Origin of the sequence: Kribbella sp. NPDC051586 (assembly GCF_044453965.1) — a bacterium.
GTDB lineage: Bacteria > Actinomycetota > Actinomycetes > Propionibacteriales > Kribbellaceae > Kribbella.
This window is the reverse complement of the sequence record NZ_JBITDF010000001.1, coordinates 674,961-696,661: the sequence shown is the minus strand read 5'-3', so window position 1 is coordinate 696,661 and position 21,701 is coordinate 674,961. Positions and strand designations below refer to the sequence as shown.

The following is a 21,701-nucleotide window of genomic DNA, read 5'->3' as shown; positions in this document are numbered from 1 at the left end:
TCTAGCTGACCAGCTGGGTCACCGTGACCAGGTGGTAGCCGCGGGCGCGGAGCTCTCGCACGATCGGACCTACGGCCTGGGCGGTGTACGGCGCGTTGTCGCCGCCGTGCATGTGGAGGACAACGATTGAACCGTTCTGCACGTGGTCGAGGACCTGCCTGATGACGGGCTGGGGTGACTTGGCGAAGCCGTCCGCGCCCGGTACGTCCAGTCCGACGGCGGTGACACCGGCCGGCGCCAGCTCGCGCAAGGCGGTGGTGTCGTAGCACCCACCTGGGAACCGGAACCACCTGGTGGCGTGCGGATCCAGCTGGTCGAGCTGCGTGATCGCATGCCGTACGTCGTTCAACATGTCCTGCTTGGGGACAGTGCCCAGCGTGTAGCAATGCTTGGTGAAACCCCGGTGGTCGTAGGTGTGCGTCCCCAGCTCGAACAACGGATCCTTCGCGAGCTGCCGGGTGATGTCGGGGTACTGCTCCATCCACATCCCGGTGAGGAACATGGTCGCCGGCACGTGCATCGCCCGCAGTTCGTCGATCAGCGCCTTGTTGTAGTACGACTTGACCTTCCCGGAGACCAGCCGCTTGCGCATCAACGCAGTCAGGTCCGCGTCGAACGTCAAGGCGATCTGCTTCTTGTCCCGCGGCCCGTGGTCGAGCACCGGCATCAGGGTCGCCCGGGTGGACGCACCTGGCCTGGCCTGGACCGGCGCCATGGTCGGCCGGATCGCCTTCGCAGTACGCACGGGTGCTGACGGAGCCCGGGTCTGGGGCGCTCCGATCGGCTTGGTGTTGCTACAAGCAACAAGAGTCAACAGCAGGACACCGACCGCAGCGTGCTTCCCCCAGTTCACGATGGTCCAGTATGCCTACCGCCAGGGTCGCTGGTCCCAGTCGGTGCGAGTCATTGCCCAGACCTGTACGTCGTGTACTCCGTGGTGCACGAACGCCTGGCGCAGCGTCCCCTCATGGAGCATGCCCAGCCGCTTCGCGGTTGCGATGCTCCGGGCGTTGTCCGCAGTGCAGCGCCACTCCACCCGGTTCAGCCCGCGTACGCCGATGGCCCAGTCGATCATCCGCTGAGCGGCTCGCGTGACCAGTCCGCGGCCCTCGGCCTCCGGTGCGACCCAGGCGCCCAGCTCGGTGATCCCCAGGTCGGTGTCGAAGCCGCGGAACTGCATCCCGCCGACCAGCTCACCGTCCAGCCAGATCCCGTACATCCGGCCCTCGTCGGCCGCCTGCAGGTGCGCATACCTGGCCAGATAGTTCCGTGCCCGCTCCAGGTCGGTGACGACCTCGACCCACGGCGCGTACGGCGCGAGCGCGTCGCGGGCCTTGTCCACGTGAGCAAGGAACTCCGCCGCCTGCCAAGGTTCGAGCGACCGCAACTCACCAGACTCGGTCAGCCGGACAGCAAAGCGCATCCGCTCACTCTACGGTCAGCGTCAGCCTCTGGATCCCCCAGTTGTCGGCGTCTGAGCCAGGCGGGAACCACACGTCGACGATGTCGTCCTTGATCCAGCTGCCGATGTCGGCCGCGTAGCAGTGGCCGTAGCCGGGGACGTAGAGCCGCGTGCCCCACGGGATGATGCGGGCGTCCACGGCGCAGATCCCGGTGCCGGCGTTGTAGCCGAGCGCCGTCTGGGCCACGTCGTTGTACGCCGAGACTCGGTAGTTCAGCGTGGTCCCGGCCGGCATCCGGTACGCCTCCAGCCGGTTGGACGAGTTGAGCCGGTACGACGTACTGATCTGGCCGATCGACGACCCCGACGTGTCCTCGGCCGACATCGCGTACACCTGGTAGTGCGCGCCGTCGCACGGGCTCGCGTCCGTGACCTGCAGTGTCGGCTGACCCCAGTCGCTGATCCACTGCAGCGCCTGCCCGTTCCGGAACGCGCGGTAGGCCTTCGCGCCGGCCACCCGGTTGAAGGTGAATGTGACCCGCCCGTCCACCCCGAGACCACCGTCGATCCCGCTCGGCGCCGGCAGCCGAGTGCTGACGTCGTACGGCGGTGCGGTGGTCCCGTTGCCGTGACCGCCGGAGACCGGACGATCCGGAATCGGTCCGGTGTAGAAGTGCTGACAGACCGGCAATGCGGCCGATGCGGTGGCCGGAGCCACCAGCAGGGACGTAAGGCTCAGCAGGACAACGGCGAAAGAGCGCATAGCAACAAGACCTCCGAGGTGGGGCGGGACCAGGGGGTTTCACCCTCAAGTAGCGGTCCCGCCACACCTTTAGTCAAGGTCTCGACGTAAGTCAGTTCAGCAGGTCGTTCGCCGATCGCAGCACCGGTACGCCGACCCACTCGGGCGCCTTCGCGCCGGTGACGTGGAACGTGTGGCTCTCGCCCGCCGACAGCGTCACCAGACCCGAGTCCACCCGCGCCGCCGGGTCCAGCCGGTCCGGGAAGAAGGCCAGGTCCTTGGCCAGCGCGGTCGCCGTGACGGTGATGTCGTACCCGTCGGGGTTCGAGGTCACCTCGGTGGTGAAGGCGTCGGCGGCCAGCTGCAGCGAGGTGTCCTCGACGAAGTACCAGTACGCCGTGGTGTCGCCGCGGACCTCGAGGTACTCCGCCGCCGGGGTGGACGCGACGGCAACCGACTCGGGCAGGCCGTTGAGCACCGCCGACCGCGCCGGCACCTCGAGCGAGAACGTCTCGCGCGCCAGCACCTCACCTTCGCGTGCGGTGGACCGCCGGGTCACCGTCACCTCGGTGGTCCAGGTCTCGTCGGTGTCGTTGTGTGCGGCAACGACCAGCCCGTCCTCGCGCGGCTGCACGGTCAGCAGCCGGTCGGCGTACACCCGCTTCAGCGCGTACCACAGCGGCTTGCGGATCCCGTGGCCGTCGACGGCCGCCCAGGAGACCACCGGCCAGTTGTCGTTCAGCTGCCACACGACCGCACCGGTGTTCAACGGGAACAGCGACCGGAAGTGTTCGATGCCATAGGCAACGGCCCGCGCCTGGTTCAGCTGCGTGGTCCAGTGCCAGTCGTCGATGTCCTTCCAGGCCGGCAGGTGTTCGCCCAGCCCGCGCTCGAGCTTGAGGTTTCCCTCGAACGCCTTCTGATGCACCAGCATCTGCGAACCGTAGGGATCCAGCGGCGCGTCGTGCACCACCGACGTCAGCGTCGACCAGGCCGGCGGTCCCTGGAAGCCGAACTCCGACACGAACCGCGGCTTGTACTCGCGGTACGTCGTGTAGTCCACTTGGTTCCACACGTCCCAGATGTGCATGGTCCCGTGCCGCTCGTCGTTCGGGTGGATGAACTGGTCGAACGAGTACGGGCTACCGGCGGAGTACGGCGTCCGCGGGTCGAGCTCGGCGACGATCTTGGGCAGCAGTTCGAGGTAGTACCCGGCGCCCCACGGCCGTCCGGCCAGCGGGACCCGCCAGCTCCACTCGACGTACCCCCAGATGTTCTCGTTGTTGCCGTTCCACACGGCGAGGCTGGCGTGCTTGCTCAGCCGGGTGACGGCCTCGCGGGCCTCGGCCTCGACCTCGCTCCGGAGCGGCTCGTCCTCGGAGTACGCCGCACACGCGAACAGGAAGTCCTGCCAGACCAGGATCCCCAGCTCGTCGCAGACGTCGTAGAAGTCCTCGCTCTCGTAGATCCCGCCGCCCCACACCCGCAGCAGGTTCATGCCGGCGTCGACCGAGTCCTGGATGCTGGTCCGGTACGTGTCCGCGTTCAGCCGGGTGACGAACGCGTCGTCCGGGATCCAGTTCGCGCCGCGGATGTAGATCGGCTTGCCGTTGACGGAGATGACGAACGGCGTGCCGTCGTTGTCCGGGGCAACGTTCACGGTGATGTCGCGGAAACCGACCCGCCCGGTCCAGGTGTCGTCGGCCAGCGTCACGACCACGTCGTACAACGGCTGCTCGCCGTGCCCGCGCGGCCACCAAAGGTCCACCGCGGCGACCCTGTTGGTGAGGACGACGGTGTCGGTGCCGGGCTTGACGCTCGCGGACTGCGTCGTACCGCCGACCTCCGCGGTGACCGTGGCGTACTCGGCGGCCGTGTCGGTCCAGACCAGCGAGACATAAGTGTTCAGAACACCGTCGGCGCCCGCGAGCGGTCGGACCGAGTCGATCCGTACGCCGGACCAGGACTCGATCCGGATCGGCCGCCAGATGCCCGCGGTCGCGACGTCGGGTCCCCAGTCCCAGCCGAAGTTCGAGGCCATCTTGCGCAGCTCGTTGTACGGGTGCAGGTTGGTGTGCGGCCAGCTGCCGACCTTCGCCCGCTCCGCCTCGGCCGCCGTCACCGGGCCCTCGAAGTCGATCACCAGCTCGTTGTCGCCGGCAACCAGTACGCCGGTGATGTCGAACCGGTACGAGCGGTGCTGGTTCGCGGTGCGGCCCAGCTCCTGGCCGTTCAGCGTGACGGTCGCGACGGTGTCGAGGCCCGCGGCCACCAGCTCCTGCCGGTCGTTGCCATCGGCAACCCAGCTGAACGTGGTCCGGTAGCTCCAGCTGGTCCGGCCGATCCAGTGCAGCTTCGACTCGTTGTCGCCGTCGAACGGGTCCGGGATCTCGCCGGCCGCGAGCAGGTCGGTGTGCACCTCACCCGGCACCGTCGCGGCGATCGCGCGGCCGGTCAGGCCATCCGGCGCGGGACCTTCGACGGCGTGAACGGTCCAGGCGGCACCGCCGTCGGTGGTGAGATCAAGGGTCTTCAGCGATGTCACAGTCGGGCTCCAGAAAGGTGAACCGGTTTAGTGAAGCCGCTCCTCACCACAGTGCGAGGAGCGGCGGATGTCAGTCGTCCAAGACGTAGCGTCGCCACAGCTCGGCGAGCGCGCGATGTCCGGCCGGGCTCGGGTGCACGCCGTCACCGGCGAGCGTCGCCGGGCCTACGGACGCGGCTTGCTTGGCCAGCTCGATGTCGGTCGGCACCAGAATCGCGCCGTACTCGACGGCCAGCTTCCGGACCACCTCGAGTTTCGGATCCAGGTCCTCCCGCCATTCGTCCTGCCCTTCCTTGACGGGCAGCAGGAACGGCTCCATCAGGACCACGGGACAGTTCAGCGGGTCGAGCAGCGACCGGTACGACGCCTCGAAAGACTCGGCCGTCGTCGGATCGTCCTCGTCGTACCGACGCCAGGTGTCGTTGATCCCGATCAGGATCGAGACCAGCGACGGGTCGTGGGCCAGCACATCGGTGGCCCACCGGCCGGCCAGGTCGGCCGCCCGGTTGCCACTGATGCCGGCGTTGACGATCTTCGGCCGGCGTTCGCCGAGGTCGTCGTACAGGTTGCGGACGTAGCCGCCGCCCAACCCGTCGGGGTCGGTACGGCGGCCGCAGTCGGTGACCGAGTCCCCGGCGAACACGACGGTCCGCCGGGGATCGAGAAAGATGCTGGTCATAGCGTTGCTGAGGTCACGTCCCAGTCGTCGGGCAGGATCGGCGCGACCTCGACCGTGCTGTTCACGTCGACGAACGCGCCGGTGTCGATCGAGTCGGTGATGGAGGCCATCACGTCGACGATGTGGAACGCCAGCGCCCCGGTCGCCCGGTGCGGCCGGTCGGCCCGGATCGCCCGCGCCATCTCCAGCACGCCGGTGCCCCGCTGGGCGACCGCCTTGGTGTCGGCGACGGTCTCCCAGTCGTCGGCGCCACGGCGACGGATCTTGATCTCCCCGTCGAACCCGTTCGGGTCCGGTACGGCGAGGGTCGCGTCCGAGCCGGTGATCTCGACGAACCCGGCCCGCGACAGCGGCGAGTCGAAGCTGAAGATGCTCTGCGACGACTGACCCGACTCGAACTTCGCGATCGCGCTGACGTGCGTCGGCACGGTCACCTCGAAGTCGGTCCCCGCCAGCGGACCGGAGCCGATCGTGCGCTTCTCCTTCGACTTCGACCCGATCCCCGCGACCGCGGCGACCGGACCGAACAGCTGGACCAGCGTGGTGAGGTAGTACGGGCCGATGTCCCACAGCGGGCCCGCACCTTCCTGGAACAGGAACGCCGGGTTCGGGTGCCAGGACTCCGGACCGGGGGACTGCATCAGGGTGAGCGCGGTCAACGGCGTACCGATGTCACCGCGCTCGATGATGCGACGGGACTCCTGCAGACCCGGACCCAGGATGGTGTCGGGTGCGCAGCCCAGCCGCACGCCCGCGTCCTGCGCCGTGGCCAGCAGTTTGAGCCCGCTGTCCTGGTCCAGCGAGAACGGCTTCTCGCTCCAGACATGCTTGCCTGCGGCAACCGCTGCCAGCGCCACCTCGACATGCGCGATCGGGATGGTCAGGTTGACCACGATCTCGACGTCCGGGTGCCCCAGCACAGCCTCGGGGCCACCGTGCGCCTCGATGCCGTACTCCTCGGCCTTCGCCTTCGCCGCCTCCGGCCGGAGGTCGCCGATGGCGAGCACCTTCAGATCCGGGAAGCTCTGCATGCTCTTGATGTAGGCGTCGGAGATGACCCCGGCGCCGATCACACCTACTCCGACAGCTGTCATGCAGGCGCACCCTCTCCGGTGAGGAACGTGTAGCTGCCCTCGACCGCGTCGAAGATCTCGCCGGTGAAGTCGTCCAGCTCGACCACGCGGAGCGCGTTCGGAGCGGCGGCCAGGATGTCCCGGACCGCGATGACGCCGTCGCCGACCGCGACCTGGGCCTTGTTGTCGAGCGTCCCGTCACCGTCCTTGACGTGGATCGCCTTCACCCGGTCGCCGAACTTGCCGAGCAGCGCCGGTACGTCGGCACCGCCGACGGCGGCCCAGTACGTGTCCACCTCGAGGATCACGGCGTCGGACAGGTTGTCGACCAGGATCTCCAGCCCGTGCACACCGCCGATCTTCGACTCGAGCTCGAACTGGTGGTTGTGGTAGCCGACCGTGATGCCGTGGTCGGCGGCCTCGATCGCGGCCTTGTTCAGCCCGTCCGCGATGACCTTGATGTCGTCGGCGTTCTGCCAGCGAGCCGGGTCGGTGTGCGGGTCGATGACCGTGCTGATGCCGAGCCGCTTCGCCGCGGCGTAGATCGGGCCGGCCTCGTCACGCAGCAGGCCGGCGTGGGTGGTGGGGGCCGATAGTCCGTGCTTGGGCAGCGCGTCGGCCAGACGGTCCGCGAAGGCGGTCACACCGAAGGGCTCGACCTTGGTGTAGCCGATCTCCGCGATGCGTGCCAGGGTGCCGTCGAAGTCCTCTTCGAGCTTGCCCCGCACGGTGTACAACTGGAGGGACAGGTGGTCCACTGCGACCATGGTTTCTCCTTGTCGGCGGCGCGTCACCCGCTGCCCTGGGTTTACGCCGACTGATAAGCCGAACCGGTTAAGTAACGACGGCAACCGTATCCCACCGGGCCCCGGCGGCACCACCCTCCGCCCAACGACTGGGCGGTCACGAGCGCTCCGCGTCGGCGGCGCCGAGATTTCTCTCGGATTCCCGAGTTTGATCAAACGGTCACTTTGTGTGCTCAAGTGATGACAGGGCGTGGAACCAGGCGCACACTGAAGGATTCCGGACCGACCGTCAGCGGTCCGGCCGCCCGTGAGGAGTGAATCGTTGTGTCCCGTGTGACCATCAAGGAGATCGCCCGGCGCTGTGGCGTCTCCCAAGGCGCCGTGTCGTATGCCCTGAACAACCAGCCCGGGGTGTCGGAGGCCACCCGGGCGCGGGTGCTGCAGGTCGCCGCGGAACTGGAGTGGGTGCCCAACCGGGCCGCCCGGCAGTTGTCCGCCGCGCGCAGCGAGACGTTCGGGCTCGTCCTCGCGAGGACGGCGCAGACCCTGATCGAGGAGCCGTACTTCATGGGCTTCGTCGGCGGGATCGAGTCGGTCCTCGCGGAGAAGTCGTACGCGTTGGCGCTGCAGGTCGTGGGCGATCTGGACGAGGAGCTGGCGACGTACCGGAAATGGGCCGCCGAGCGCCGGGTCGACGGGGTCATCGTGGTCGACCTCCGGGTCGCCGATCCCCGCCTCCCGGTACTGCGGAAGCTCGGTCTGCCGGCCGTTCTGGTCGGAGACCCGGCGCTCGCGGACGGCATGCCGTGCGTCTGGACGGACGGTGCGGCGGCGATGAACGCGGCCCTCGATCACGTCGCCTCGCTCGGCCATCGGGTCATCGCTCGGGTCGCCGGACCGCCGGAGTACGGCGACGTCTGGATCCGCGACCAGGCGTTCGAGCTGGCCGCGCGCCGGCTGTCGGTCGAGACCCGTCTGCACCACACCGACTACTCCGCGACCGAGGGCGCCGCGGCAACCCGTGAGCTCCTCACGCAGGCCTCGCGTCCCACCGCGATCATCTATGACAACGACCTGATGGCGGTCGCAGGACTAGCTGCCATCCAGGGCCTCGGCCTCCGCGTTCCGCACGACCTCACACTCGTGGCCTGGGACGACTCGGCCTTGTGCCGGATCACCCACCCCACGCTCACGGCGCTCAGCCACAACATCGTCGGCTACGGCGCGGAAGTGACGCAGCGCCTGCTGGCGTTGCTGTCCGGCGCCCAACCCCAGGCCCACCTGTACTCCACGCCGTTGCTGATCATCCGGGAGAGCTCGGCGCCGCCGCCCCACCACACCGCCATTTGAGTGGTTAACCCTCCGAAGTGCCCGTTCGCCGCCCGCATGCGGTGGACTAACGGTCCATTTGAGAGGTTCACCATTCAAATGGACGCGGTGACGGTGACGGGCACCCCGTTGACGGCTGAGGTACCGGCCACGGCGTCGGTCAGTCCGGCGTCGGTCACGTCGTTCGCGCTGGGCCCCTGCACCTGGTTGGCGATGGTCAGGCGGGCACCCGGGCGGTTGTGGCCGAAGCCGTGCGGGAGGCTGACCACGCCGGGCATGATGTCGTTGCTGGAGGCAACTTCCACCGAGATGGACCCGGCCGCGGAGGTGACGGTGACGAGCTGGCCGTCGGTGAGCGCCCGCTCGGCCAGGTCGCCGGGATTCATCAGGAGCTGGTGGCGGGGCCTGCCCTTCACCAACCGCGCCGAGTTGTGCATCCAGGAGTTGTTGTTGCGCAGGTGGCGCCGGCCGATCAGGAGCAGCCGGCCGTCGAGGTCGTTCAGCGAGTCGAGGCGGGGCAGGTCGTCCAGGATCATCCGCTGGGCCAGATCGATCCGTTTCGACTTGTGATGCAGAGCGCCTGGCAGCGCGGGCTGCAGCGGCCCGAGATCGACGCCGCCCGACGACTTCCGGAGCTTCGCCACCGACAGCCGGTACGGCCCGATCCGCAGACCGGTATCTACGATCCGCCGGGGTGACAGTCGTAGTCGTGCAGTCACCTGGACCCGTCGACGGCTCCACGGAGTACGCCGTACCAGGGCCAATCCCAGGTCGCGGAAGATCTCCCAGTCGTGCCGGGCATCGGCCGGCTTGGGCAGTACTGCGTCGTTCCAGCGGGCCGTGTTGCGGACGGCGAGCTGGTGGAAGATCACGTCGTAGTGATCCCGCTCGAGCGGCGGTGCCGGCGGCAGGATCACATCCGCGTGGCGAGTGGTCTCGTTGATGTACGGATCGACCGCGACCATGAACTCCAGCGACCCGAGCGCCTCGTCCAGCTTGCGGCCGTTCGGCGTCGAGAGCACCGGGTTGCCGGCCACGGTCACCATCGCCCGGATCTGTCCGTCGCCCGGCGTCAGGATCTCCTCGGCCATCGTCGACACCGGCAGCTCGCCACCGAACTCCGGCAGGCCGCGCACGCGGCTCTTCCACACGCCGATATGCCCGCGGCCCAGCCCGAGCAACGCGTTCACGGCCGGCCGGGGGAACATCGTGCCGCCCGGCCGATCGAGGTTCCCGGTGATGATGTTCAGCACCTGGATCGCCCACTGGCAGACCGCGCCGAACTGCTGCGTCGACACCCCGACCCGCCCGTAACAGGCTGCCCGGTCGGCCTCGGCGAACTCGCGGGCGACCCGCCTGATCACGTCAGCCGGGATGCCGGTGATTCCCGCCGCCCGCTCCGGCGTCCACGCCTCCACCAGGGCCTCGACCGTCGTCAGCCCGTCGACGTACTCCGCCGGGCGCGCCGCACCCTGGGCGATCACCTCGTGGATCAACGCGAGCAGGAACGCGGCGTCCGTCCCGGGCCGCACGAAGTGGTGCTCGTCGGCGACCGCGGCCGTCTCGGTCCGCCGCGGATCGATGACGACGACCTTCCCGCCGCGCTTGCGCACGTCCTTCAGCCGCCGCCCGAACCCGGGCGCCGTCATCATGCTGCCGTTCGACGCCAGCGGGTTCGCGCCGAGCATCAACAGGTACGACGTGCGGTCGATGTCGGGCACCGCGACCATCAGCTGGTGCCCGTAGAGCAGGTACGACGCGAGCATGTGCGGCAGCTGATCGATCGACGTCGCGCTGAACTTGTTCCGGGTCCGCAGCTGCCGGACCATCGTCGGCATGTGCGTGAGCGCACCCAGGCTGTGCACATTCGGGTTGCCGAGGTACAGGCCGACGGCGTTGCGCCCGTGCTGCTTCTGGATCCCGGTCAGCTTGTCGACGACGAGCTCGTACGCCGCATCCCAGCCGATCTCCTGCCAGCCGTCGGGTGTCCGTCGGACCGGCGTGGTCAACCGGTCCGGGTCCTCCTGGAGATCGCGGAGCGCGACCGCCTTCGGGCAGATGTGACCGCGGGACAGCGGGTCCGATTCGTCGCCGCGGATGTCGGTGACGCGGCCGTCCTCGACGGTCACGAGCACGCCGCAGATCGCTTCACACAGGTTGCACGAGGTCCGCCGTACGGTCATCCACTCAAACTACCCTCGGGTAGGAAGACCCGCCATCAGTCGAAGCCGGCCTCGTCGAGCCGTCCGAGAATCGCGTCGACCGTCTCGCCGACCGACAGGTCGGAGTTGTCCAGCCACAGCCCCCGCCGCGGACTGAACGCGTGCAGCTCGTAGTCGAGCTCGTCGACCAGATGATGCGCCCCGCCGAGCCGGCCGGAGATGACCTCGGGCCGAGGTGTCAGCACGACCAGGTACCGCGGGCGGGTCCGGATACCGTCCAGGAACTCGCGCAGCAACTCGCCGATCACGACGTCCTGGAGAACGACGGTGAAACCCGCTTTCGCGTACTCGTCGGCGGCCAGGCAGGCGAGCCGGTAGCGGAGCTGGAGCTGGCGCTGCGCCTCGAGCACGTCGTCGGCCATCGAGGCCTGTCCGCTGACGATCATCCGGCGAAAAACGTCCCCCCGAAGATGCACGCCGTACTGGAATCTCTCGGCCAGCATCTGGGACACCGACGACTTCCCCGCCGCCATGATTCCACTGACGACGATCACCCCCTCGGACTCCATGCGGTGATCGTGCCACGTGGCGCAAGGTTTTGAACCGGTCGCGGCGATTCTTCTCCGAAAACCCCAGTTTTGTCAGGGGTTCTCGGCCATCAGCGACTCGATTTGGTGGCGCATCAGCTGCCGCAGCCGGGCCGGCGTGGTGCGTTCGGGCTGGATCGCCGCGTGCAGTGCGAGGCCGTCGAGCAGAGCATGGAGTATCTCGACCTCGCGGCGCAGATCGAGACCGTCCTTGAGTACGCCGGCGTCGGCGAGCGAGCGCAGCAGCGTCTCGCACAGTTGGCGCAGTTCGTTGTGCACCTTGTCGAGGAGCTCCTGCAGTGCGCCGGCGCCGGATTCGGCCCGGGCCTGCGCCATGAACGCGAGCCAGACGTCGAACTCGGCACGGCGCTCCGCGTCGATCGGGAGCACCTCGTCGAGATACCGCAGCACGATGGTCTGGGCGTTCCCTTTGGGCTCGATCGCTCCGACCCGGTCGGTCACCCGGCGGGACACCAGGTCCATCGCGAAGCTGAGCAGACCGTCCTGGTCCGGGAAGTAGTAGCGGACCGCGCCGGCGGACCAGCCCGCCTCGGCGGCGATGGTGCGGACCGAGGCGGCCCGGATCCCGTCCCGGCGGACCACCCGCCACAGCGCCTCGGCGATCTCCTCGCGGCGGGCGGTGTGGTCGACGATCTTCGGCATAGGGTCCTTTTTAGCACAGGTGTGTTAGTGTCGTTTTACAACACAGTCGTGCTGAAAAATCTCGGGAGGGTGAACGACGTGCTGGTCGCTGTGATCGCCGCGTGTGAGATCGGGTTCTGGGTGCTGCTGGCCGCAGGCCTGGTCACGCGGTACCTGCTCAAGCTGCCGAAGGCCGGGATGGTCCTGCTGGCCGGCGTACCGCTCGTCGATGTCGTGATGCTGGCCGCGAGCGTGATCGACATCCATCGCGGTGCCGAGCCGGCGTTCAAGCACTCGCTGGCCGCGATCTTCATCGGCGTCAGCGTCGGCTTCGGTCATCAGACGCTGCGGTGGGCGGACAAGTGGGCCGCGCACTACCTCGGCGGTGCGCCGCGTCCGGTGAAGCCGCCGAAGCGTGGTCCCGAGCGGGCTCGCCGCGAGCGGGCCGGCTGGTTCCGGCACCTGCTCGCGTACGTCGTCGGTGTCGGCATCATGATCGGGCTCGGTCTGCTGTCCGGTCGCGGGTACGACGCGGTGCTCGCGCCGGCCGGGACGTGGACGCTCGTGCTGGTGATCGACGCGATCGTGTCGTTCAGCTACTCGTTCGACCGCGAGCGCGAGAAGCAGTCGGTCTGACGTCCCCGGTCCGGTCGGTTACTCGTCGTACATTTCGTCCATGACGACGGTTGGGCGGGTCTGGGCTGCGGTCACTGCGGCGGTGGTGGTGTGCGGGATCGTCATCCAGCTCTTCGTGACGGCGAGTGGCAGCGAGGGTTTCTTCCCGGACAACCCGGAGCGGGTGTTCAACGTGTTCGCGTACTTCACCATTCAGTCGAACCTGCTGCTCGGCGGGACGGCGCTGGTGCTGGCGCTCCAACCGGACCGGTCGGGCGGCGCGCTGTTCAAGACCCTGCGACTGAACGGCGTGCTGTGCATCGCCGTGACCGGGATTGTCTACCACGCTGTGCTCGCAGGGTCGGACGAGCCGCACGGCTGGGCGTGGGTGGCGAACTTCCTCCTGCACACCATGGCGCCGCTGATCGGCGTACTCGGATGGTTCGGGTTCGGGCCGCGCGGGCTCACCGACTGGCGGATCACCGGCTGGTCGATCGTCTACCCGCTGCTGTGGCTGGTGTTCACGCTGATCCGGGGCGCGTTCGTCGGGTTCTACCCGTACCCGTTCGTGGACGTCGACGAGCACGGATACGGGCGCGTTTTGCTGAACTGTCTGCTGGTGGCGGTACTGTTCCTGGCTCTGGCGGCGGGGGCGACCACCCTCGATCGCCGCTTGCACCGGAAGACAACCGTCGAAAGGTAGACCCGTGCTGGTGACCTCGCGCTCGTATGCCGAGTACGAAGCGATGTTCGACCTGAAGGAACTCCCGGACTCCATCCTCGACTGCTGCGCCGGCGGCGCGAGCTTCACCGCCGAGGCCGCCGAGCGCGGCGTCGACGCGATCGCCGCCGACCCGGCGTACGAGCTGGAGACGCCCGAGCTCGTCGACAGCGTCCGGCGGAGCCTGCCGGCGACGTCGGGAATCGTGGACGAGCACCAGGGGAGCTTCGTCTGGCATTGGTACGGATCGCCGGAGCGGAAGGATCAGTACCGGATCGAGGCGGCCGACCGCTTCCTGCAGGACGTGATGGCCGCACCGGAGCGGTACGTGGCCGCCGGTCTGCCGGACCTGCCCTTCGGCGACCGCCGGTTCGAGCTGGTGCTCTGCTCGCACCTGCTGTTCACCTGGTCGGACAAGTACGACCGGGACTGGCACGAGGCGGCGCTGCGCGAGCTGATCCGGGTCAGCAACTCCGAGGTCCGGATCTTTCCTTTGGTGCAGCAGGGTGCCGGTGATCCGATCCCGTGGCTGCCTGAGCTGCTCGACTCGCTCGAGGGCGTGACCACCCAGATCCGCAAGGTCCCCTACGAGTTCCAGGTCGGGGCCGACCAGATGCTGGTCATCACTCGCAACTGATACTCACAACTCACACTGGCAACTGAGACTGGCGCCGCGGATCTGGTGCTTCCCGCTCATCGCGATCACGGATGAGTTTGCGCCTACCCGCCACGATGAGCGGGAAGCGGTCCAGGGGTGCCGTGCAGGTGGCGGGAGGACGGTCTGCCACCGACCTGCCCGGCTGCCGGAATCAGCGGAGGTACTTGCCGCAGACGGGCCACGGGGAGGCGCCGCGCTGCGCGTAGAGCTTCTTCGCGCGCATCAGCTGCTCGGCCGCGGAGGCCTTCGCCGGGTTGCCGGAGCCACCTACGCTGCGCCAGGTCTGCAGGTCGAACTGGAACAGTCCGTAGTAGCCGGCCGCGTTGACGGCGCGGGGGTTGCCGCTGGACTCGCAGTTCGCGACCTTGGCCCAGGCGCCGCTCAGGTTCGCCTTGCCGCTGGACGCCTTCGGGCGGTCCTCGGACCGGCTCGAGCGGACGTCGCGGTCGGACTTCTTGGTCGTGGACTTCTTGGTCTCGGACTTCTTCACGACCCGCGGCGCCGGGGCGGACTTCTTCGCGCCGTCCAGGGTCAGGGTCTGCCCGATCAGGATGAGGTTCGGGTCCTTCAGGTTGTTGATCCGGGCCAGTTCGTGCCAGTCGGCGCCGTTGGCCTGGGCGATCTCGGAGAGGGTGTCGCCGGCTTTGACCTGGTAGTCGGTCGCGAACGCCGCGCCGGCGCCGGCGGCGGTGATGCCGGCTCCCAGACCGGCGATGGAGAGGGTTCGAGCCACCCGGCGAGTACTTCGCCGGGCGCGCGCATGTCGGGCCTTGGACATCAGGAAGCGCTCCTTGTGAGCTCGGGCATGGTGGGGCACACCAGGCCCTCGTGCAGGGGGAGGGGCAATCGGACACATCCCACAGCAGGTCACAGGACAGCGTCCGAATGGTCACGCCACGGTAACGACGCGACCTGAGTCATCCTGAGCGAGGTTCGGCCGAAACGCAAGTGCAGATGGCGATCTGCCCCGAACTTTTTCCAGGTCCTGACGTACCGAAACCCCAACAACAGAACGGTTTCCGTGCCGACACGCCGATCGGCGGGAACGCGGAACCGATCGGTTTATCACCGCCTGAAATACCGCTCCGGGACCAGTTCCACGGTCAGTTTCCGGACCGTTTCCCGGATGTCGTCCGGCCACGCATCCCAAACCTCACGGGCCCACTTGAGCAGGGCCGACTCAACGTCGTCCACCCCGCCGGCGGTGAGCACGTCGTACGCCGTGAGCTCGCCGACCCGGTCCGGCGGGACAAGCCGCGGCCAGTCGTCGTACGAGTTCGCCATGATGCCGTGGGCTGTCCGCACGTCGATGGTGCCGGAGCCGCGCTCCAAGTACATGTAGAGGCCGTTGAGCGCGAATACCGGGCCGATCCGCGGGGCGTCCGGGTTGACGTGCTGGGCGCCGTACGCGTCGATCCGGAGTTGGTGGAGATACCCGAGGCGGACCGCGTTCTCGACCTCGAAGCCGAGCAGTTCGCCGGCGGCCTCCGCGCACTCGGCCGTGGCGTTGTACTTCGGGGTGGCGGGCCACTCCGACCGCGGAAGTACGGCGCGGCAACCGGGACAAACCGTTGATTCATGCGTGCCATCGGACGAGTTCACTCGTTGATGGAAGCACGGGCACCGCCGTCCGGCAGCTCGCCGCTCGAAATGGCACAGCCGGCGGGGCGCGGTGGCCGGCGGATGAGGCGACGGATGTGATGGGGGCAGTAGGGGTGATCCGAGTGGCTCTCGGCCATCGCGGCACGTTGGTGCGTGGTGCACTGGCCGCGGTGCTGGCAAGGGAGAACGACCTGGACGTGGTGGCCGAGCTCGACCGCTCGGAGGACGTTCTCCAGGTGGCCGGGCGGCGCCCGGACGTCTTCCTGCTCGATCCACAGCTGCCCGGCCGGATCCGGATCGAGGAGCTCTGCCGCAAGCTCGCCGGTCGCGGCGTGCTGGTGCTGATCGACCACGACGCGATCGCGGCCACCAGCCTGGCGCTGGTCAAGCAGGCGCCTCGCATCGGGCTGATCGCGACCGACGCGACGACCGACCAGTTGGTGCAAGCGGTGCGTGATGTTGCGAAGGGTCTGCCGGTCGTCGACGTACGGCTCGCTGTCGCCGCGCTGAAGGCGGGCGACAATCCGCTCACCGATCGCGAGTGCGAAGTGCTGCGCCAAGTCACCACCGGAGCGACCGCGCAGGAGGTCGCACGCACCCTCAGCCTGAGCGCCGGCACGGTGCGGAACTATCTGTCCCGGATCCTCGCCAAGACCGGCTCCCGCAGCCGGATCGAGGCGATCCGCAAAGCTCAGGACGCGGGCTGGATCTGAGACGCCTTCTGATTGGCTGGCGTCCAGCTGCCGTGCAGGTCGCGGTAGAGGCGGGACGTGCGCATCAGGCCGGCGTGGGTGCCGACCGCGGCCTTGTTGCCGTCGAGGACGAGGATGCGGCGGGCGCGGAGGGCGGAGCTGATTCGGTGGGCGATGACGATCAGCGTCCCGTTGCGCTTGGCAAACGCCTCTTCGGCCTGCCGCTCGGCCTCCGGGTCGAGGAAACAGGTCGCCTCGTCGAGGACGACGAGCGGAGCCGGTGACAGGTACGCACGGACCAGCGCGATCAGCTGCTTCTCGCCGGCGGACAGCTCACCGGGTTTCACTTCATCCAGGCGCTCGATCAGTTGCGTGGCGCCGATTGCCTTCACCGCCTGGGCGACCTGCTCGCTGGTTGCATCAGGCAACAAGTAGGTGAGGTTGTCGTGCACGGTCCCGCTGAAGACGTACGCCTCCTGTGGGATCAGCACCCTGGTCTGCGCCAGCCGCTCAGTCGTCACGTCTGTCGGTGGCACGCCGCCGAGCAGCAGGCGGCCGCTCGTCGGGGTGAGCATGCCGCAGACCAGCCCGGCCAGCGTGGACTTGCCGATGCCGCTCGGTCCGACCACGGCGAGGTGCTCGCCTTCGGGGATGGTCAGCTCGAGCTTGTCGAGGACCGGTTCGGCGTTCGGCCCGTACGCGAAGGTCAGCCCGCGCAGCCGGATCTGGTACCCCGACAGTTCGTCGACCGGTCGCGGCTGCGGCGCCGGAGTCGACGTGTCGAGGATCCGGCCGAGCGTGATCACGTACCGCAGGCCGCTGTCGCCGAGCGCGTTCATCACCGTGTTCAGAGCGGGCTGCAATCCGATCAGCACGTACGTGAGCCCACCCAGCAACGTGCCTGTGCTGACGCCGCGCCCGACCAGCCAGGGCCCGGTCGCGAGCAGGATCAACAGCGGCAGCCATCCGCCGACCGCGAAACACAGCGTCCGCAGGGCCGCCACCTTCGCGAGCGCTCGCTCGGCCGCTGCGTGTGCCTCGATCGGTTGGCCGACCAGCCACTCGGCGTACTCCTCGGTCCCGGCGGCGGTGACGTCGCGCACCCCGCCGAACACCATGCCCGCCGAGGCTGCGAGCTCCTCGTCAGCTGTCAACGATGCGCGGACCCGATCCGCTGCCATCCCCAGCACCGCAAGCGACAGCGCGAATCCCACCAGGAACGGCGGTACGACGAACGCTGCGACGAGCGGTGCCAGCGACAGCAGCCCGGTCAGTACGCCGAACAGCGTGACCGCGAAACTTCGCAGTACCAGGACCAGGCCGGCGAACGTGTCGCGGACGATCTCCACCTGCCTGTTCAGTCGCGCGACCGCGCCGTCGTCCCCCGAGCGGAGTGCGCCGCCGACTACACGGCGTACCAGATCGTCGCGGAGCGGCTCGACCAGCTCACCGAGCCGCCCGTACACCTGCCGCGCCCCGGCCGCACCGAGACCGGCCGTCACGACCAGTCCACCCAGCCAGGCGAGTCCCTGCCACGCGTGCCCGGCCAGGAAGCTGTCCGTCGCGCGCGCCACCGCGATCCCGTACACCGCAGTCGGCAGAATCTCCGGAACCGACCAAGCGATCAACTTGCCCGTGGCCCGCTTCCGCAGCGCAGCAGCGCCGTACGACAGCTCTCGCTTCATCCGAACACGGCTCGGTACGACGTGTTGTGCCAGAGGTCGGCGTGTGGGGCGATGGCTCGGATCTGGCCGTGGTCGAGCCAGATGACCAGGTCGGCGCGGGCGGCGGTGGCGGGGCGATGGGTGACGATCAGGCGGGTGCGGTGGTGCCGGTCCTCGGTCAGGGTGCGGGTGATCTGGCGCTCGGTGGCCGTGTCGAGGCTCGATGTGGCGTCGTCGAGCACCAGCAGGCGACGGGCGGACCAGGCGCGGGCCAGGCCGAGGCGCTGGCGTTCACCGCCGGACATAGGTGCCTTACGCAACGAAGTGAGGTAGCCGTCGGGCAGTCGGCTGACGAAGTCGTGGGCGTGGGTGGCGCGGGCCGCGGCCAGCGCGCGGACCGGGCTGACCGCATGCGGATCGATCGCCTCGCCGACGGTCCGTCCGACCAGTTGCGGGCGCTCGAAGGCGCACCCGACCGCGCTGCGAAGCTCGTGCCGGCTGATGGCCTGCAGCGGTACGCCGTCCAGCGACACCTGCCCGGTCGACGGGTCCCGCAGCCGCGCCGCAACCGCCGCGAGGACGGACTTGCCTGCGCCGCTCGGGCCGACGACCGCGACCGTGAGGCCGCCCGGGAGGTCGAGATTCACGTTGTCCAGCAGGACATTCCCGTCGGCGATCACACTGACACCGTCGAAGCTGAGCTGCCCCGGTCCGGGCGGGACAGTCAGCGTGCCGTGGGCGACGGTGTCGATCGCGATCACCTCCGCGGACCGGCGGACGCCGGCCTTCGCGCGGGCGAGCTCACCGAGGACACCGGTCAGGTTGCCTAGGCCGGCGCCGAGGACGGCGTACTGCGACGCGGCGAACAGCTCGCCGGCGGTGATGTTGCCGGAGACGAGTTGCAGGCCGCCGACCGCGAGTACGGCGACGAGGACGAGCGGGCCGACGACCGCGGCCTGGGCGCCGGAGCGGGCCAGGATCCGCCAGGTCACCACGCCGTTGCGGTGGAGCTCGGGAAGGAGGCCGAGGATGCGGCGCTCCTCGCGCTCCATCGAACCGGCGGCGGTGATCGTGCGGATGCCGGTGAGCGACTCGGACAGCAGAGCGGCGATGCGTCCCTGGGTCTCCTGGTAGTTGAGGCTGACGTCGGCGGTCCGCTTGGCGAACGTCCACAGGACCAGGATCACGAGCAGGACGCCGCCGAAGAAGGCGGCGGCGAGCCACGGGTCGATCATCGCTAGGAGCACGAGACTGCCTAGTGGGGGCGCGATCGCGGCGATGGCCGTGACCGCGGCCGGACCAGCCTGGGCGGCGTCGGTCGCGTTCGCCGAGACCCGGGTGACGAGGTCACCGGTCTCGAAATCGCGCGTCCCGGCAGGGCCGCCGCGGACGACGTGCCGGACCAGGCGATGGCGCAGCCACGCGGTGGTCTCGGCGACACAGGCCGCGCCGGCGAACGCGTCGACGATGCTCGCCGCGATCCCCAGCGCGATCAGCGCGGCCGCGGCGACCAGCCAGCGGGTGCAGCCGGTGCCGGCCACGATCGCGTCGACCGAACGGCCGAGGACGGTCGGCAGCGCGAGCGTCACCCCGCTGCCGATCAACGCGTTCAGCCCGATCAGCGGCAACCAGCCGCGACCACGTTGCGCCACCTCCTTGAAGGTGATCATTGGTCGAGGCCTGTCTCGGTGGCGAGGAACGCGAGCATGTCGGCGGCCAGGTTGATGCCGCCGGTGGTGTGGCCCGCGTCCGGCTCGAATCTCAGCAGGACGGGGCGTTGGCTTGCGGTCGCGTGCTGGAGCGCCGCGCACATCTTCCTAGCGTGCAGGGGATCGACGCGGGTGTCGTTCCCGAAGGCGGTCAGCAAGACGGCCGGGTACTTCACGCCGTCGGCGACGCGGTGGTACGGCGAGTAGCTCAGCAAGTTCCCGAAGTCGGCGGGGTCCTTGGCGGTGCCGTATTCCGCGGTCCAGCGGTCGCCGAGACCTGAGAGCTCGTAGCGGGTCATGTCGGTCAGCGGCGCGGACGAGACCGCGGCGGTGAAGAGCTCGGGCCGTTGGGTGAGCGCGGCCGCGACCAGGAGACCGCCGTTGGACTCACCGCAGATGGCGAGTTGGTCGGCCGTGGTCCAGCCTTCGGCGATCAGGTGCTCGGCCGCGGCGATGAAGTCGTCGATGGTCTGCTGCTTCGTTGCGTCGCGGTGTGCGGCGTCGCCGCGGATGGTCGCGGTCACGAAGGCGCCGCCGGCTTCGACCCAGGCGAGCGCGAAGGCGGAGTAGGTCGGGGTGAGCGATTGCCCGAAGCCGCCGTATCCGTAGAGGATCGTCGGTCCACCCGGCCTGCCGATCACGTGCAGCTCGAGCTCGGTGCCGTCGGGCGCCGGGTAGCTCAGCCGCTGCGTTTCTGCTGCCCGCCTGGTGCTCGCACCCGTTGTTTTGCCGGTGTCTGCGTCGTAGCAGTACACCGTCGGCGGGGTGACGCTGTCCGTGTAGGTGAACCAGGCCCGGTTCTGGTGGGCGCTCAGGGAGCCGACCGATCCGAAGCCTGGCAGGTCGATCGCGCCTTGTCGGTCGCCGGTCTCACGGTCGTGGATGCTGATCTGGTCGGCCGTGCTGACCAGGACGACGTCGTCGAGGATCGCGAGCCCGGTGAGGGTTCCGTCCGGCCGGAGGTAATCGCGCCAGACCGTCGGCTCATCGGGGTCGCCGATGCAGATCCGGCCGGCGGTGACGACGTACAAGCGGTTGTCAGGGCCGACCGACATGATCGTGGTGGTGTCCTGCGGGATGTGCGCGGGAGACTCGTCCGTCGACAGGTCGGCGAACCACAGGTCGTCCGATGTACAGATGGTCAGCCAGCGGCCGTCGGCGCTGAGCTCCAGCCCGTACGACGCCTCGCGGTCGAGGATCGTGATGTCGTCAGGGTCGCCCAGGTGATGGCGTCGCACCTGACGCAAGCGCACGTAGTAGAACGCGTCACCGTCCGGGAGCCAGGCGACGGGGGAGTAGCGGCAGCCGTCGAGCGGGCCGTCGATCAGCTCGCCCGTGGACACGTCGAGGACGCTGAGAGTCGAGCGCTCGTCGCCGCCGCGGGAGACCTGGAACGCGAGCTTGGTGCCGTCCGGTGACGGCTGCCAGGCGTCGAGCGTGGTCAGTCCGGTCGGGTCGAGCCGCTTCGGGTCGATCAGCGGAGTCTCGTCGACGAACAGTACGGCGTGCTGACCGGCTTCGCGCCGCAGCGTGAAACAGCGGCCACCGCGCCAGACCGGGGTGGAGACGCTGCTGACCTCGGACAGCTGTCGCACTCGGTTCTTCCAGCGGAACCGGCTTGTCAGCGTGCCGGCGTACGTCAGCCATAGGTCGTCCTGATCCTGTGACCATTGTCTGGTCGCCGCAGCCGAGGAGTCCTCGAGCCAGCGGTACGGATCCGCGACGGTACGACCGTGCACCTGCTCCACGAGCGACAGGCGCTCGGCGCATGGATAAGACTGCACGGAATCGATCACCTCACTCTCTTCTTCCGTCCCCCACCAACACAACGAGCGCTCGGTCGCTGAGCTACAAGAAGCCGTCCGGCGACCGAGGCGAGTCGGTCACCGGCCGTCGGAGCCGTGCCCTGATGAGGCCCTGGAATGCAGGTCGGCCCTGGGTGGGATTGCCGCCCACCCAGGGCCTCACTACCTGGCAATACAGGTGCCGTATCAGTGGCAGAGCAGCAGGCTCAGGTTGCTCGGGGTCTGCGAAGCGCAGCCCAGCACGGTCAGCGTGGAGCCGCCGTGGTGGTGGCCGTGGTGGCCGTAACCCGGGGTCTCCAGACCCTGAAGGTCGAGAAGTGCCATGTGT

The 21,701-nt window shown here is 68.8% G+C and carries 21 protein-coding genes; 5 read left to right on the top strand and 16 right to left on the bottom strand.

All coding sequences use genetic code 11. The features are described 5' to 3' along the window. Position 1: 1 nt before the first annotated feature. The 7 genes from ACIA58_RS03480 to ACIA58_RS03450 all read right to left on the bottom strand — a co-directional run bounded on the left by ACIA58_RS03480 (position 2) and on the right by ACIA58_RS03450 (position 7,208). Positions 2 to 853, bottom strand: coding sequence for a polysaccharide deacetylase family protein (locus ACIA58_RS03480; protein WP_396401994.1), 852 nt, complete (start codon positions 851 to 853; stop codon positions 2 to 4). A 15-nt stretch (positions 854 to 868) separates the two neighbouring features. Then, positions 869 to 1,423 carry a GNAT family N-acetyltransferase gene (locus ACIA58_RS03475; RefSeq protein WP_396401993.1) on the bottom strand — a complete coding sequence of 185 codons (555 nt, stop codon included), beginning with the start codon at positions 1,421 to 1,423 and terminating at the stop codon, positions 869 to 871. A gap of 4 nt (positions 1,424 to 1,427) precedes the next feature. Beyond that, positions 1,428 to 2,165 carry a 3D domain-containing protein gene (locus ACIA58_RS03470; RefSeq protein WP_396401992.1) on the bottom strand — a complete coding sequence of 246 codons (738 nt, stop codon included), beginning with the start codon at positions 2,163 to 2,165 and terminating at the stop codon, positions 1,428 to 1,430. Between the two features lie 91 nt (positions 2,166 to 2,256). Further along, positions 2,257 to 4,689, bottom strand: coding sequence for a glycoside hydrolase family 2 protein (locus tag ACIA58_RS03465; RefSeq protein ID WP_396401991.1), 2,433 nt, complete (start codon positions 4,687 to 4,689; stop codon positions 2,257 to 2,259). A gap of 70 nt (positions 4,690 to 4,759) precedes the next feature. After that, positions 4,760 to 5,368 (bottom strand): SGNH/GDSL hydrolase family protein, encoded by a 609-nt coding sequence (locus ACIA58_RS03460; protein WP_396401990.1) that lies wholly within the window; start codon positions 5,366 to 5,368, stop codon positions 4,760 to 4,762. Beyond that, positions 5,365 to 6,462, bottom strand: coding sequence for a Gfo/Idh/MocA family protein (locus tag ACIA58_RS03455; RefSeq protein ID WP_396401989.1), 1,098 nt, complete (start codon positions 6,460 to 6,462; stop codon positions 5,365 to 5,367). The genes ACIA58_RS03460 and ACIA58_RS03455 overlap by 4 nt, the downstream gene beginning before the upstream one ends. Next, positions 6,459 to 7,208 carry a sugar phosphate isomerase/epimerase family protein gene (locus ACIA58_RS03450; RefSeq protein WP_396401988.1) on the bottom strand — a complete coding sequence of 250 codons (750 nt, stop codon included), beginning with the start codon at positions 7,206 to 7,208 and terminating at the stop codon, positions 6,459 to 6,461. The genes ACIA58_RS03455 and ACIA58_RS03450 overlap by 4 nt, the downstream gene beginning before the upstream one ends. 303 nt (positions 7,209 to 7,511) lie before the next feature. Here ACIA58_RS03450 and ACIA58_RS03445 point away from each other — a divergent pair, with 303 nt between their 5' ends. Further along, on the top strand, positions 7,512 to 8,537 hold the full coding sequence (locus ACIA58_RS03445; protein WP_396401987.1) for a LacI family DNA-binding transcriptional regulator: 1,026 nt from the start codon (positions 7,512 to 7,514) through the stop codon (positions 8,535 to 8,537). Positions 8,538 to 8,611: 74 nt separating this feature from the next. Here the strand turns inward: ACIA58_RS03445 and ACIA58_RS03440 are convergent, their stop codons facing one another. The 3 genes from ACIA58_RS03440 to ACIA58_RS03430 form a co-directional block, all read right to left on the bottom strand. Then, entirely contained in the window at positions 8,612 to 10,699 is a 2,088-nt protein-coding gene (locus tag ACIA58_RS03440; protein WP_396401986.1) for a molybdopterin-dependent oxidoreductase, read from the bottom strand. Positions 10,700 to 10,734: 35 nt separating this feature from the next. Next, the gene (locus ACIA58_RS03435) at positions 10,735 to 11,247 is read right to left on the bottom strand and encodes an AAA family ATPase (RefSeq protein ID WP_396401985.1); all 513 of its coding nucleotides are present in this window, start codon (positions 11,245 to 11,247) and stop codon (positions 10,735 to 10,737) included. A gap of 72 nt (positions 11,248 to 11,319) precedes the next feature. Further along, positions 11,320 to 11,928 carry a TetR/AcrR family transcriptional regulator gene (locus ACIA58_RS03430; protein WP_396401984.1) on the bottom strand — a complete coding sequence of 203 codons (609 nt, stop codon included), beginning with the start codon at positions 11,926 to 11,928 and terminating at the stop codon, positions 11,320 to 11,322. A gap of 48 nt (positions 11,929 to 11,976) precedes the next feature. Between ACIA58_RS03430 and ACIA58_RS03425 the strand changes: the two genes are divergently transcribed. The 3 genes from ACIA58_RS03425 to ACIA58_RS03415 are packed head-to-tail and all read left to right on the top strand — an operon-like array spanning position 11,977 to position 13,880. Further along, positions 11,977 to 12,543 carry a 2TM domain-containing protein gene (locus ACIA58_RS03425; RefSeq protein WP_396401983.1) on the top strand — a complete coding sequence of 189 codons (567 nt, stop codon included), beginning with the start codon at positions 11,977 to 11,979 and terminating at the stop codon, positions 12,541 to 12,543. A 40-nt stretch (positions 12,544 to 12,583) separates the two neighbouring features. Next, positions 12,584 to 13,225: a Pr6Pr family membrane protein gene (locus tag ACIA58_RS03420; protein ID WP_396401982.1), complete on the top strand. Its 642-nt coding sequence runs from the start codon at positions 12,584 to 12,586 to the stop codon at positions 13,223 to 13,225. A gap of 10 nt (positions 13,226 to 13,235) precedes the next feature. Beyond that, positions 13,236 to 13,880 (top strand): class I SAM-dependent methyltransferase, encoded by a 645-nt coding sequence (locus tag ACIA58_RS03415; RefSeq protein ID WP_396401981.1) that lies wholly within the window; start codon positions 13,236 to 13,238, stop codon positions 13,878 to 13,880. Between the two features lie 172 nt (positions 13,881 to 14,052). Here the strand turns inward: ACIA58_RS03415 and ACIA58_RS03410 are convergent, their stop codons facing one another. Both ACIA58_RS03410 and ACIA58_RS03405 read right to left on the bottom strand, forming a co-directional pair. After that, positions 14,053 to 14,679: a transglycosylase family protein gene (locus tag ACIA58_RS03410; RefSeq protein ID WP_396401980.1), complete on the bottom strand. Its 627-nt coding sequence runs from the start codon at positions 14,677 to 14,679 to the stop codon at positions 14,053 to 14,055. A 287-nt stretch (positions 14,680 to 14,966) separates the two neighbouring features. Further along, positions 14,967 to 15,503: a DUF5946 family protein gene (locus ACIA58_RS03405; RefSeq protein ID WP_396401979.1), complete on the bottom strand. Its 537-nt coding sequence runs from the start codon at positions 15,501 to 15,503 to the stop codon at positions 14,967 to 14,969. Positions 15,504 to 15,616: 113 nt separating this feature from the next. Here ACIA58_RS03405 and ACIA58_RS03400 point away from each other — a divergent pair, with 113 nt between their 5' ends. Next, positions 15,617 to 16,216: a DNA-binding response regulator gene (locus ACIA58_RS03400; protein ID WP_396401978.1), complete on the top strand. Its 600-nt coding sequence runs from the start codon at positions 15,617 to 15,619 to the stop codon at positions 16,214 to 16,216. On the opposite strand, the gene ACIA58_RS03395 is transcribed toward ACIA58_RS03400, so the two are convergent. From ACIA58_RS03395 to ACIA58_RS03380, 4 genes are all read right to left on the bottom strand, one after another. After that, positions 16,195 to 17,880, bottom strand: coding sequence for an ABC transporter ATP-binding protein (locus ACIA58_RS03395; protein ID WP_396401977.1), 1,686 nt, complete (start codon positions 17,878 to 17,880; stop codon positions 16,195 to 16,197). The genes ACIA58_RS03400 and ACIA58_RS03395 overlap by 22 nt on opposite strands. Beyond that, entirely contained in the window at positions 17,877 to 19,529 is a 1,653-nt protein-coding gene (locus ACIA58_RS03390) for an ABC transporter ATP-binding protein (protein WP_396401976.1), read from the bottom strand. The genes ACIA58_RS03395 and ACIA58_RS03390 overlap by 4 nt, the downstream gene beginning before the upstream one ends. Continuing rightward, positions 19,526 to 21,364 (bottom strand): prolyl oligopeptidase family serine peptidase, encoded by a 1,839-nt coding sequence (locus tag ACIA58_RS03385; RefSeq protein WP_396401975.1) that lies wholly within the window; start codon positions 21,362 to 21,364, stop codon positions 19,526 to 19,528. The genes ACIA58_RS03390 and ACIA58_RS03385 overlap by 4 nt, the downstream gene beginning before the upstream one ends. A 195-nt stretch (positions 21,365 to 21,559) precedes the next feature. Then, complete coding sequence (locus ACIA58_RS03380; protein ID WP_184839847.1) at positions 21,560 to 21,697, bottom strand: SapB/AmfS family lanthipeptide; 138 nt, start codon at positions 21,695 to 21,697, stop codon at positions 21,560 to 21,562. Positions 21,698 to 21,701: the final 4 nt, after the last annotated feature.